This is a genomic window from Phenylobacterium sp. (assembly GCF_004799395.1).
GTDB lineage: Bacteria > Pseudomonadota > Alphaproteobacteria > Caulobacterales > Caulobacteraceae > Phenylobacterium.
The window spans coordinates 1-12755 of the sequence record NZ_SSMZ01000146.1 but is presented as its reverse complement, the minus strand read 5'-3'; the positions used below and the strand labels follow the sequence as shown (position 1 = coordinate 12755).

Here is a 12755-nt window from a genome sequence, read left to right as displayed (position 1 = left end):
GACCGTCGCCCAGACGGTCTCGAAGGCGTCGGTGGACAGCTCCTGCGGCACAAGGCCGATCTGGCGGCGCGCGGCGCGGTAGTCGCGCACGACGTCGTGGCCGTCGGCTAACACGCGCCCCTGGGTCGGATTCACCAGGCCGCAGGTGATGCCGATCAGGGTGGTCTTGCCCGCGCCATTGGGACCGAGCAGGGCGAAGATCTCGCCCTTGTCGATGGTCAGGCTGACGTCTTTCAGCGCCTGGAAACCACCGGCGTAGGTCTTCGACAGACCTTCGACTGAAATAATCGGCTGCGGCATTGGTCCCCCGGACCACGCAGATAGGGCCCGCAGGACGCTTCGGCTAGGCCGGCGCCGACATCGGGACCGTCAAAAGCGCCAGGGCGCGCGCCGTCCAGTCACCGCGGCCCACCCGAGGAGCCGCAAGAACCGGCGTCGGGCCGGCATGTTCGGTGATCAGCGCCAGGCTCGCGGCGAAGTCGGGCGCGTCGGCGTGGCCATCCTCGCTCACCACCACGCAAGTGACGGTCTGGCCGCGGGCGCGCAGCACTTCCAGCGCTGTCAGCGTGTGGCTCATCGCGCCGAGGTAACTGCCGCCCACCAGGACGGCGGGGAGGCCGAGCGCGAGCATCAGATCGAGCCCAGTCGCACCGTCCGCAAGCGGCGACATCAGCCCTCCGACGCCTTCGATGATGAAAAGGTCGGCGCGGGTCTCCGCGATCCGCTCCGCGCAAAGCCCGGTCAGGCTCTCAAGCGGCAGGCTCCGACCCTCCGTCCTTGCGGCCATCGGCGGCGCGAGCGGGGCGGCGAACCGCCACGGGGTGATCCTGTCGAGGTCCGCGTCGGTGGCGGGCCGTCCCAGGGCGGCCAGCAGCCGGCCGGGGTCGCTCTCGCCCCAATCGGCGGCGTCGAAACCGCTGGCGACCGGCTTCAGGGCCTCGACGCTGAGTCCCGCCGCGCGCGCGGTCTGGATCAGCGCGCAGGCGACAAAGGTCTTGCCGACGTCGGTATGCGCGCCGGCGACGAAGACGCGGGCGCGGCTCACGCGGCGAGCCAGGGGCGGATGGCCGCGGCGAGCCGGTCGACGGCCTCGTCGGGGTGACCGGCGCAGAAGGCGACGCGCAGCCGGGCCGTGCCCGGGGGCACGGTCGGCGGGCGGATCGCCGCCACCAGGAAGCCCTTTGACTCGAGATCGGCTGAAGCGGCGAGCGCGGTCTCCGCCTTCCCCAGCACCACCGCCACCACCGCGCTCTGCGCCTCGGGCAGGGCCAGTCGGGCCGTGAACCGCTGCGCCTGGCGCAGCGGCGCGGCGACCCGGGCCGGCTCAGCCTCCATGACGTCCAGGGCTGCGAGGGCCGCGGCCACGCAAGCCGGCGGCAGGCCGGTGGTGTAGACCAGCGTCCGGGCCCGCATCTTGATGAAATCGATCACCGGCCGCGTCGCGCAGACATAGGCGCCATAACCGCCGATCGCCTTCGACAGGGTGCCCATCTGCAGGTCGATCCTTGCCCTTGGGAACAGCTGGGCCGAGCCGCCTCCGCCGCCGACCACGCCCAGGCCGTGGGCGTCGTCGACCATCAGCCAGGCGTCGTGGCGTCGCGCCAGCACGGAGAGCTGGTCCAGGGGTGCGACGTCGCCGTCCATGGAGAAGACCCCATCGGTGGCGATCAAAGCGTGTCTCGACGGTGCGCGCGCCGCCTCGAGCCGGGTCGCCAGGTCATCGACATCGTTATGGCGGAAGCCGACCACCTCAGCGCCCGACAGCCGCGCGCCGGCCCAGATACAGGCGTGGGCCAGCTCGTCGACGATCACCAGGTCGCCGGGCCCCACCAGGGTCGGGATCACGCCCAGGTTGGCGAGGTAGCCCGAGCCGAAGACACAGGCCGCCTCAGCCCCTTTCAGCGCCGCGAGCCGGGTCTCCAGGACTTCGAACAGCGGATGGTCGCCGCTGACCAGCCGCGAGGCCCCTGCGCCCGCGCCAAAGGTCTCGATGGCCGACTTCGCCGCGGCCTTCACCGCTGGATGATGCGAGAGGCTCAGGTAGTCGTTGCAGGAGAACGACATCAGCCGCCGTCCCGCCCGTTCGACCCAGACACCATCGAGGCGATGGGTCGGCTTGAGCCTCCTGTCGAGGCTGAGGGCTGCCAAGCCGTCGATTTTCGCTTGCGCGTGGCGGGTAAGGGTGTCGTTCACGGCCTCCCTATGCCCCAGGTCGCGGTGCGCCGGAAGCACCGGACGGGGCCCCTGTTCGCAAGGCGCCGATGACCGATCAACGCTCTGAAAGCCCGCCGTGGCTCACCCGCGGCGCGCCACATGTTTGGCGACCCTATTGCCAGATGAAAACCGCAGCCCCGCCGCTGGCTGTGGCCCGGACCGAGGGCGCGCGCCTGATCCTGGAAGATGGCCGCGAACTGGTCGACGGCATCGCCTCGTGGTGGACCGCCTGCCATGGCTACAACCATCCACACATCCTAGGCGCGGTGCGCGCGCAGCTGGAGGCCGCGCCGCATATGATGTTTGGCGGATTGGCCCATGCACCGGCCTATGACTTGGCGGCGCGGCTCGCGCGCCTGTTGCCCGGCGACCTGGGTCACGTCTTCTTCGCCGAATCGGGCTCGGTCTCGGTGGAGATCGCGATGAAGATGGCGATCCAGTACTGGATCAACCGCGGCGCGCGGGGGCGGACCCGCTTCGTGGCCTTTCGCGGCGGCTATCACGGCGACACCCTGGCGACGATGACAGTCTGCGATCCCGACGAGGGCATGCACAGCATCTTCGCCGGCGTCATGCCCGCCCAGTACATCGCCGATCTTCCGACCGATGAAGCCTCGGCGGCGGCACTGGAACGGCTGCTGGTCGAAAAGGGCGCCGAGATCGCCGGGATCCTGGTCGAGCCTCGGGTGCAGGGCGCGGGCGGGATGCTGTTCCATGACGACGAGACCCTGCGGCGGCTGCGGCGGCTGGCCGACGCGCACGACGTCCTGCTGGTCTTCGATGAGATCTTCGTCGGGCTGGGACGCACTGGCGACCTCTTCGCCTGCGAGGGCGCGGGCGTGATCCCGGACATCGTGACCCTCTCCAAGGCGCTCACCGGCGGGACCCTGCCGCTCTCCGCCGCTATCGCGACGCGCAGAGTGTTCGACGCCTTCTGGTCTGACGATCCGGGCGCAGCCCTGATGCACGGGCCGACCTACATGGGAAACCCCCTCGCCTGCGCGGCCGCCAACGCCTCGCTGGATCTCTTCGAGGCCGGGAGCTGGCGCGCCGACGTGGCGCGGATCGCCGAGGCGCTGGAGAGCGGCCTCAGGCCCTGCGTCGCCGCGCCGGGCGTCGTGGACGTCCGTGTCCGAGGGGCGATCGGCGTGGTCGAGTTCGAGGGGCCTGTGCCGGTGGGCGACTATTGCCGGCGGTTCGCTGAGGCCGGCGTCTGGATCCGGCCGATGGGCAAGGTGGTCTACCTGACCCCCGCGTTCGTCACTACGGACGCGGATCTGGCGCTGCTGACCGGCGCGGTGCGCTCGGTGGTCTGCGGCTAGCCCTACGGCGCGTCAGGCGTCGACCGTGGGCCGAACGGTCATCGGCCTCATTTTCAACTCGGCCAGGAAGGCCGCGTCCTGATCCTGGTCGGGGTTATGGGTGGTCAGGAGGCGCGCGCCGATGAAGATCGAATTGGCGCCGGCCAGGAAGCAGAGGCTCTGCAGCTCGCGGCTCATATGCTCGCGGCCGGCGGCAATGCGCACCACCGACTTCGGGCAGACCAGGCGTGCGACTGCGATCATGCGGACGAATTCCAGTCCGTCCACGGGCTCGGACCCGCCCAACGGCGTCCCCGGGATTGGCATCAGGTCGTTGATCGGCAGGCTTTGCGGATGCTCGGGCAGGATCGCCAGCTGGTGCAGCAGGCCCGCGCGGTCGGTTCGCGTCTCGCCCATGCCGACGATGCCGCCGCAGCAGGTGGCCATGCCGGATTCGCGCACCGCGGCCAGGGTGTCGAGGCGCTCCTGGTAGGTCCGCGTGGTGACGACCTTGTCGTAGTAGTCCGGCCCGGTGTCGAGGTTGTGGTTGTAGTAGTCGAGGCCGGCGGCCTTGAGCGCCCTCGCCTGGTCCAGCGTCATCATGCCGAGCGTCGCGCAGGTCTCCAGGCCCAGCGCCTTCACGCCGGAGATCATGGCGGTGAGCTTGGGCAGATCGCGGTCCTTCAAATCGCGCCAGGCCGCGCCCATACAGAACCGCTGCGCTCCGCCGGCCCTGGCCTCGACCGCCTGGGCGATCACGGCGTCGGGCTCCATCAGCTTCGAGGCCGTGGTGGCGGTCTTGAAGTGCTGCGACTGACTGCAGTAGCCGCAGTTCTCCGGACAGCCGCCGGTCTTGACGGAGAGAAGCTGAGAGAGCTGGAGTTCCGCCGGGTCGAACCACCGCCGGTGGACCTCGGCCGCGCGGAAGACAAGATCAGTAAGCGGGACCTCGAACAGCGCCGCCACCTCGGCCAGCGTCCAGTCGTGTCGCGGTTGGGCCGGATCAATTCGCAGGCCTGCGCTGTTGGAGATGATGGCGTTCACGGCGGGCTCCTGATGAAGGCGGGCCGCCGACATAGCTTGACGTTGGGGCGGGCGACAACAGGTGACGGCGATGGCCATCAAAGAGGTTGAGGAACCGGCTCAGGAGATCGAGCTGAAGTTCGCCTGCAGGCCGGAAGATCTGGCTGCGGTTCTGGCCGCCGCACCGGCGGGCGACGACGAGACCCGTGAGTTGATCAGCGTCTATTTCGACACCCCCGACCTGGTGCTGCAGAGGGCTGGGGCTTCGCTCAGGGTGCGTGAGTACAAGGGTCGCCGGGTCCAGACGGTCAAACGGGGACGCGGCATGGTCCGCGAGGAGCACGAGGCTCCGATCGAGGGCCTGGCGCCCGATCCGGCGCTTGAGCCGCTGCCGTCATTGTTGCCGCGCGGCGCGGACCTGCGCCCGGCCTTCAATGTCCGCATCAGCCGCCGACAGCGGACCCTGCGCTATCGCGGCGCCCGGATCGAGATCGCGCTGGATCAGGGCGAGGTCTCCGGCGGCGAACAGAAAAGCCCGATCTGCGAGGTGGAGCTGGAGCTGAAGTCCGGCGATCCGGCCGCGCTTTTTGCTCTGGCGCGGGAGCTGTCGGCCGCCGCGCCGCTGTACCTGGCCTTCGACAGCAAGGCCGCCCGCGGCCAGGCGCTGGTGGCGGGCGAGCCCGCGGCGGCGCGCAAGACCGGCCAAGTGACGCTGTCCGATGGCGCCACGGTCGGGGCGGCCTTCCAGGCTGTGGCCCGCGCGGCCCTGGCCCAGATCGCCGCGAACGCCGCGGTGCTGCGGACAGCCCCGGCCGCGGAGGCGGTCCATCAACTGCGGGTCGGCGTGCGGCGAGTGCGTAGCGCGCTCTCGACCTTCAAGCCGATCCTGGACGACGACGGCCTGGAGACCCTGAGAGCCGACCTGAAGTGGCTGGCGCGCAGCTGCGACCGGGCGCGCAACCTCGACGTCTTCGCCGACGAGACCCTGCGGCCAGCGGAGGATGGTGACGCCCCGCCGGCGGGCCTGCCCGCCCTGCGCGACTGCATTGACCTCGCCCGCCGCGCGGCCTGGGATCAGGCCGCCGAGGCCTGCGCCGCCGAGCGTTTCCGCGCCCTGATGATCGACGCGACGGCCTGGGTCGAAACGGGCGACTGGCGGGCCAGTCCGGAGACGCAAGCGCCGATCCGGCCCTTCGCGCGCCGCGCCCTCAAGCGCCACCTGAGAAAGCTGCAGAAGCTGGGACGCACCGCGCGCGGCGGCGACGATGTGGCGCGTCACCACCTGCGTATCGAGGCCAAGAAACTGCGCTATGCCGCCGAGGCCCTGATCGACCTCTTCGGCGAGAAGCGCGCCCACCGCTATCTGCGGCATCTGAAGGCGCTGCAGGAGGCCCTGGGGACGCTCAACGATCTTGTGACCGCCGAGCCCCTGATCGCCGCGCTGGCCCTGCCGTCCGACGCCGCCTTCGCAGCCGGCGAGCTGGTCGGCCGTAAGGCGGCGCGGAAACCGGACCTGATCGTCCAGGCCGCCCGGGCGGCCCACCGTCTGGAAGCGGCCGACCCCTTCTGGGCCTGAACAACTGTGCCGGCCCGGCACATAAAGAAATCCTTATATGTTTTCTTGCACCCTGCGGGGCGCGCGGCTATAGAGCCGCCAAAGCTGCGCCCGGCGTCACCCGCGGGCCCCTATCTCCCGAAGGACTGGAAATGACCGACTACGTCGTCAAGGACATCGCGCTCGCCGACTGGGGCCGCAAGGAACTCGACATCGCCGAGACCGAGATGCCCGGCCTGATGGCCGTGCGCGCCGAGTTCGGCAAGGATCAGCCGTTGAAGGGCGCCCGCATCGCCGGCTCCCTGCACATGACCATCCAGACCGGTGTCCTGATCGAGACCCTGCAGGCGTTGGGCGCGGACGTGCGCTGGGCTTCCTGCAATATCTTTTCGACTCAGGACCACGCCGCCGCAGCCATCGCAGTGAAGGGCACCCCGGTCTTCGCGATCAAGGGCGAGACCCTCGTCGAGTACTGGGAATACGCCCACCGGATCTTCGAATGGTCGGACGGCGGCTATCCGAACCTGATCCTCGACGACGGTGGCGACGCCACCCTGCTGTGCGTGCTGGGCCCGAAGGCCGAGAAGGACCCGAGCGTCCTCAACAATCCGCAAAACGAGGAAGAGGAAGCCTTGTTCGCGGTGATGAAGCGCTACTTGAAGGAGAAGCCCGGCTTCTATTCGGCGATCCGCGACTCCATCAAGGGTGTCTCCGAGGAGACCACCACGGGCGTCCACCGCCTCTATCAGATGGCTGAGCGCGGCGAGCTGCCGTTCCCGGCGATCAACGTCAATGACAGCGTGACCAAGTCCAAGTTCGACAACCTCTACGGCTGCCGCGAGAGCCTCGTGGACGCCATCCGCCGCGGCACCGACGTGATGCTGGCCGGCAAGGTGGCCGTGGTCCTGGGCTACGGCGACGTGGGTAAGGGCTCCGCCGCCTCGCTGCGCAACGGCGGCGCGCGGGTGATCGTCACCGAGGTCGATCCGATCTGCGCCCTGCAGGCGGCCATGGAGGGCTACGAGGTCCAGACCATGGAGGACGTCGCCGACAAGGCCGACATCTTCTGCACGGCCACCGGCAACAAGGACGTGCTGACTGTCGACCACATGCGGGCGATGAAGAACAACGCCATCGTCTGCAACATCGGCCACTTCGACAGCGAGATTCAGATCGCCGGCCTGCGCAACTTCAAGTGGGACGAGATCAAGCCGCAGGTCCACCACGTGGAATTCCCGGACGGCAAGAAGATCATCGTCCTCTCGGAAGGCCGCCTGGTGAACCTGGGCAACGCCACCGGCCACCCGAGCTTCGTGATGAGCGCCAGCTTCACCAACCAGACCCTCGCCCAGATCGAACTCTGGACCCAGAGCGCGAAGTACCAGACCAAGGTCTACACCCTGCCCAAGCACCTCGACGAAAAGGTCGCCATGCTGCACCTGGGCAAGCTGGGCGCGAAGCTGACCAAGCTCTCGAAGGATCAGGCCGACTACATCGGGGTGCCCACCGAGGGCCCCTTCAAGCCGGACCATTACCGCTACTAGGCCGGAGGGTGCGGGCCCGTCCACCGCGGGCCCGCACTTTCGTTTTGGTTGCAGCCGCGCTGCCGCCCCGCGAGGGGTGTGTCCAACTGCGGGTTGCGATAAATACGTCCCGTGCCGCTCGCCCTGATTCTCTCCTCCTTCGTCGCGGCCAGCCGGATTGGCGGCGCGGCGCAGCAGTACATCCTGGCGGCGCACCGCATCGACCCGGTGCTGGTCCCGACCGTGATGCTGGGCCGCAATCCCGCGCGCGGGGCAGGCGGCCAGGCGACGCCGCCGGAACTCTTCGCCCGGATGCTGGCTGACGTTGAAGCCGACGCCCTGTTCGGCATGGTCGACCTGGTGATCACCGGCCACTTTTCGTCGTCCGAACAGGTGGAAATCGCCGCTGACGCCCTGGCGCGCATCCAGGCGGCCTCATCGCGAGCGCCGGTGGTGGTGGTCGACCCCATCCTCGGCGATGCGCCCAATGGGCTCTATGTGAAGCCGGAGGTCGCTCATGCCGTGGCCGACCGGCTCATCCCGCTGGCCGACTGGGTGACACCGAACCTCTGGGAGCTGGCGCATCTGACCGGCGCGGAGCCCACCGACGCGGCCGCGGCGATCGCCGCCGCCCGCCGGCTCGGAAAGCCCGCGCTGATCACCTCCAGCCCGGCGGGTCCCGATGAAACCGGCCTGTTGCTGGTCGAAGCCGGGACAGCAACGCTGTTTGCTCATCCCCGTCTTGCGCGGGCTCCCAACGGCACGGGCGATCTGGTCACCGCCAGCTTCGGGGCTGGCCTGGTGGAGGGCCTGGCGCCACACGCCGCCGCCGAACGCGCCGCGCGGGCCGCCAGCGAGGCCGTCACCGCCGCCCAGGACTGGGAGGCGCCGGAACTGCCGATCATCGCACTCGGCGAGCGGCTGGTGCGCCCGACCGCGCCGTTGCGTATAGAGCGGTTCTGACCCCCTTCTCGGAGCTTGCATGGTCGAGATCGCCGGCCTCGCGCCCGCCCGCTTCGCCGCGGTCAAGGACGCCTTCGCCGCCAGCTTCGAAGCTGGCGAAGAACTTGGCGCCCGCTTCACGCTCGTCGAGGCGGGCGAGACGGTGCTCGACCTATGGGCGGGCTACGCGGATCGCGGCCGCACGCGCGCCTTCAACGACGAGACCCTGACGCCGATCTTCTCCACCACCAAGGCGATCGCCGCCCTGCTAATCGCCCGGCTCGTCGACGCAGGAAGGCTCGATTACGCCCAGACGGTGGCCTCGGTCTGGCCGGATTTCGCCCAGGCCGGCAAGGCCGCGATCACCGTCGAGCAGGTGATGTCGCATCAGGAGGGCCTGTCGGGCCTTCCCGAGAAGATGGACCCGGCCCTGTGGTTCGACTGGGACGCCATCTGCGCCAAGCTGGCCGCCATGGCGCCGCTCTGGCCGCCAGGCACGGCGAGCGGCTATCACCCGATCACCTTCGGCTACCTGGCCGGTGAGATCTTTCGGCGGGTCGATGGGCGGACCATGGACGTGGCCCTGCGCCAGGATCTGTCCGAACCCTTCGGCCTCGACCTGTGGATCGGCATTCCGGACTCGGAATTCGGGCGGGTCGCCGAGCTGCAGCGACCGAATGCCCTTCCGGATTTCGGTGACCGCAACGCCCCGACGAAGGCGGCTTTCCTCACGCCCTGGGCCCAGCCCGGCGGCCAGGGCGCCGACGCGCTTCGCCGGCTCGCCCTGCCGTCCGCCACCGGCCAGGCGACAGCGCTCGCGCTCGCGCGGCTGATGGGGGCTCTGGCGAACGGTGGCTGGCTGGACGGCGAGACCATCCTGTCGCCGGCACTGATCGTCGAGGCGTCGCGCCAGCGCATCTGCGGTCAGGACTTGGTGCTACCCTTCGAGATGAGCTGGGGCGCGGGTTTCATGCGCAATGAGGCCGTGCATCCGTGGGGGCCGGGCGACCAGACTTTCGGCCATTCCGGCTGGGGCGGCTCCTGCGCCTTCGCCGACCCGGAACGGAAGCTGGGCGGCGCCTACGTCATGAACAAGCAGTCGACGGACCTGTTGGGCGATCGTCGGCCCCGGCGGCTCATCGAGGCGGCCTACGCGGCGCTCTAGCCTCCCGGTCCGGCCACAGCCCGGTAGCGGTGCACCGGCGGCGGCATTGGCGAGACGGCGCCCTTGACGCTTTTCCAGATGATCTCGTTCAGCCGGTGCATCGGCGCCTCGTCGGCATCGGCGAAGTTCATCCTGGCGCTCTCCCGCGCGCCATAGGCCTGGGGCGAGTTCTTCTCGTTGACGTCCCACTGCGCCGGCAGGCCCTTGAAGCCCGTCAGATCCGCGGTCGTCCCGAAGGCGGCATAGAAGGGCGTGGCCGCAGCATCGTACTGGCTTAGCGGCGGCATGCCGAGCAGCAGTTCGATCGAACGGACCATGGAGCTGGTGGTGTAGAGCGTCGAATCGACGATGGCGCGCTTGATATACGGGCTGATGATCAGGCAGGCCGTGCGCCGGGCGTCGACGTGGTCCGGTCCATCCTGGGCGTCGTCTTCCATGATGAAGATCGCCATCTGCGGCCAATAGCGGCTGTGGGTCAGCCGCTCGACCATCTGGCCGAGCGCCACGTCCTGGTTGGCGACCATCGCCCGCGGCGTGAACGACTTCGGGTCGGTCCCATGGGTGTGGTTCTCCTGCATGGACATGACGATGTAGTTCGGCAGGCGCTTTTCCGGGTCCCGGCTGTCGTAGTTCGCCTCATAGCCGGCGAACTCGTCGAGGAAGACCTTGGCGTTCTCGGTGTCGCGCACCCTGTTCTGCAGATAGTTGGCCGAGACGTGGCCGATCAGGCCGTTGGCGCCCGGCACGCTGGACATCGGCTCGCCGGTGGAGGCCCGCGTCGCGTATTCGCCGTAGCTGCGGTACGTCAGGCCCTTGCGCTTGGCGGCGTCCCACAGGTAGCCGCTGGATGGCATATAGGCCAAGGAGCGGTTCTGGGCCTGGCTGTGGCCGCCGTAGTTGGCGGGCCAGGACTTCTCGTTCTGGTCGGTGGCGTAGGCGGCGTTGGCCCAGGAATGGCCGTCCTGGCTCACGTCGCCGTCGGCGTAGCAGTTGTCGAAGGCGGCGAACTGCTCGGCCATGGCGTGCTGGTTGGGCGTGATCTGCCGGCCGAAGATGGCCAGCCGAGGATCGCCGTTGGTGTGCGGCAGGTCGCCGTAGACCTGATCGTAGGTGCGATTTTCCTTGATGATGTAGATGATGTGCTTGATCGGCGAGCCCGCGCCGACCTTGCTCGGCATGATCGTCGGACCGGCGGGCGGCCGCGCCTCGGCCAGCAAGGCGTCGTTGTAGGGGGTGTTGGCGAAGACCTTCTTCGTCCAGCCTGCGAGCTGGCCCTTCAGTCCCGCCAGGGCCAGCCGTTCGACGCTGCTGCGTTGCAGGGTCTTGATCGTTTCGTCGCCGCCGAACTTGGAGGCCAGCGGACTGGTGGGACCCTTCAGGGTCGGGTGCCCGGACTCGCCCTTGGTTGACCCGATGTAGAGCGCCTGGCCGGCCTCGCCCAGCACCAGGGCCGAGGGGTACCAGCCGGCGGGAATGAAGCCCAGGACCTGGCTGGTTTCACGCTTGGCTATGTCGACCACCGCCACGTCATTGTTGTCGGCGTTGGCCACGAACAGCAGCTTGCGCTTGGCGTCGAGCGACAGGGAGTTGGGCGTCGAGCCTTCCGGCGCCTTGGGATAGAGCGCCGTCGAGATGACCTGCATCACCTCCAGGGTCCGGGTGTCGATCACATAGACGGTGTTCTCATTGGAGCAGGCGACGAAGAGGCGGCCGTCCGCCGCCAGGACCATGTCGTTCGGATTGAACCCCACGGGGAGGGTCTTGATGACCTTTTCGCTGGCGATATCGACGACGCTCACGGTCTTCTCGCCCCAGTTGGAGACGAACAGCCGCTTGCCGTCGGGGGCCAGGGCCAGCTCGTAGGGACTGACGCCGACGTGGACGCGTCTCTTGATCGCGCCGCTCCTGGCGTCGAACGCCACGACGTCGGTGGCGCTCATGGAGGTGCCACGATTAGCGGCCCAGACCAGGCCGCGCTTTGAATCGGAATGCACCCCCGACCACCAGGTCTGCTCCGTCGGGACCGTGAGGTCCTTGAACTCGGCGACGGGCTTGGGATCGAGCCGGCCATTGCGGTAGGCGAGCGCATAGATGGGCGCCAGCGAGGCCTCGATCTTCTTCTCGCCGTTAGCGTTGCCGCCGGAGACGAAGAGGGTGTGGCCGTCGCCCGACCAGGCGAGGCCCAGCCAGGCGGTCTTCAGCGGGACCTCCTGGATCAGCTTGTGCGTCTTGGCGTCGATGACGCTGAGGCCGTTGGGCAGGTAGCCGCCATGGCCGGCGACGATCACCTTGCCGTCCGGCGAAACGACCATCTTCAGCACAAGATCGCCCAGGTCGGCGACCGCCTTGCCCGCCGGCGTGATCCGCCAACCGTTGGGCAGGTCGAAGCCGCCGCCCGGCGTGGGGCCTGGAAGTTGGGTGGTGGCCTCGCCGATCGGCCGCGGCTTGGAGACCGGCGCGGCGCCCAGGGCGGCAGTGGCGAGCACGGCCGAGAGGCCCGCCAGCAACAAGGGGCGGATAGGGCGCATGCTTCGTCTCCTGGGCGTTCAGCCGTGGCCGTGGCCGCGGGACGGAGTGGGCCCCTGTGGGGGTGACCCGTCAAGCGGCGCACAATCGCTGAAGTCAGCTCTGCGTCCGGGTTGCGAAGGCTTGATGACGGTGGGGCCGCCTAGCCCCTGGTCTTCCTCGCCGGCGCGTCCTTGGGGGTCGGACAAGGCGCCGCGACCGCTGGATCCGCGGCGCTCGATGTGGAGGCGGGTGCGCTGAAGCTCGTCCTGACAACGGCGAAATCGCCACCCTGTTGGATCACGGTCAGTTCGCTCACCACCGGCGGCGCGGCGGTGGCCGCGAAGATCAGATGCGCCTGGGCTACGACCGTCTGGGTTGCGGGATCGGGGGCGGACGGGAGCGCCGGCGCGTCGGGCGCTGCGGCCCAGGCGGGAAGGGCGACGACGAGCGCGGTCGCAACGACGGCGCCAGCGATCAGCTTCTCCATCAGGCAAGATCCTCCAGCCAAGTTCGCAAGCTTATGG

General features: G+C 69.0%; 11 protein-coding genes. 5 read left to right on the top strand and 6 right to left on the bottom strand.

All coding sequences use genetic code 11. The features are described from left to right. The 3 genes from E8A12_RS09730 to bioF form a co-directional block, all read right to left on the bottom strand. The coding region (locus E8A12_RS09730; protein ID WP_293368093.1) for an ATP-binding cassette domain-containing protein at positions 1 to 300 on the bottom strand (300 nt) is incomplete at its 3' end. 43 nt (positions 301 to 343) lie between these two features. Continuing rightward, complete coding sequence (bioD, locus tag E8A12_RS09725) at positions 344 to 1045, bottom strand: dethiobiotin synthase (RefSeq protein WP_293368091.1); 702 nt, start codon at positions 1043 to 1045, stop codon at positions 344 to 346. Continuing rightward, entirely contained in the window at positions 1042 to 2193 is a 1152-nt protein-coding gene (gene bioF, locus E8A12_RS09720; protein ID WP_293368089.1) for an 8-amino-7-oxononanoate synthase, read from the bottom strand. The genes bioD and bioF overlap by 4 nt, the downstream gene beginning before the upstream one ends. A 68-nt stretch (positions 2194 to 2261) precedes the next feature. Here bioF and E8A12_RS09715 point away from each other — a divergent pair, with 68 nt between their 5' ends. Next, complete coding sequence (locus tag E8A12_RS09715) at positions 2262 to 3536, top strand: adenosylmethionine--8-amino-7-oxononanoate transaminase (RefSeq protein ID WP_293368087.1); 1275 nt, start codon at positions 2262 to 2264, stop codon at positions 3534 to 3536. Between the two features lie 12 nt (positions 3537 to 3548). Here the strand turns inward: E8A12_RS09715 and bioB are convergent, their stop codons facing one another. Further along, entirely contained in the window at positions 3549 to 4529 is a 981-nt protein-coding gene (bioB, locus tag E8A12_RS09710) for a biotin synthase BioB (RefSeq protein WP_293368095.1), read from the bottom strand. A gap of 100 nt (positions 4530 to 4629) precedes the next feature. On the opposite strand from bioB, the gene E8A12_RS09705 reads away from it, so the two are divergent. The 4 genes from E8A12_RS09705 (at position 4630) to E8A12_RS09690 (ending at position 9723) form a co-directional block, all read left to right on the top strand. Then, entirely contained in the window at positions 4630 to 6114 is a 1485-nt protein-coding gene (locus E8A12_RS09705; protein WP_293368085.1) for a CYTH and CHAD domain-containing protein, read from the top strand. Positions 6115 to 6245: 131 nt separating this feature from the next. Next, the gene (gene ahcY, locus E8A12_RS09700; RefSeq protein WP_293368083.1) at positions 6246 to 7637 is read left to right on the top strand and encodes an adenosylhomocysteinase; all 1392 of its coding nucleotides are present in this window, start codon (positions 6246 to 6248) and stop codon (positions 7635 to 7637) included. A 111-nt stretch (positions 7638 to 7748) separates the two neighbouring features. Beyond that, entirely contained in the window at positions 7749 to 8579 is an 831-nt protein-coding gene (locus E8A12_RS09695; protein ID WP_293368081.1) for a PfkB family carbohydrate kinase, read from the top strand. 19 nt (positions 8580 to 8598) lie between these two features. Beyond that, positions 8599 to 9723 (top strand): serine hydrolase domain-containing protein, encoded by a 1125-nt coding sequence (locus E8A12_RS09690; RefSeq protein WP_293368079.1) that lies wholly within the window; start codon positions 8599 to 8601, stop codon positions 9721 to 9723. Here E8A12_RS09690 and E8A12_RS09685 read toward each other — a convergent pair. Next, positions 9720 to 12251, bottom strand: coding sequence for an alkaline phosphatase family protein (locus E8A12_RS09685; RefSeq protein ID WP_293368077.1), 2532 nt, complete (start codon positions 12249 to 12251; stop codon positions 9720 to 9722). The genes E8A12_RS09690 and E8A12_RS09685 overlap by 4 nt on opposite strands. Positions 12252 to 12391: 140 nt before the next feature. Continuing rightward, positions 12392 to 12718, bottom strand: coding sequence for a hypothetical protein (locus E8A12_RS09680; protein WP_293368075.1), 327 nt, complete (start codon positions 12716 to 12718; stop codon positions 12392 to 12394). Positions 12719 to 12755 lie beyond the last annotated feature (37 nt).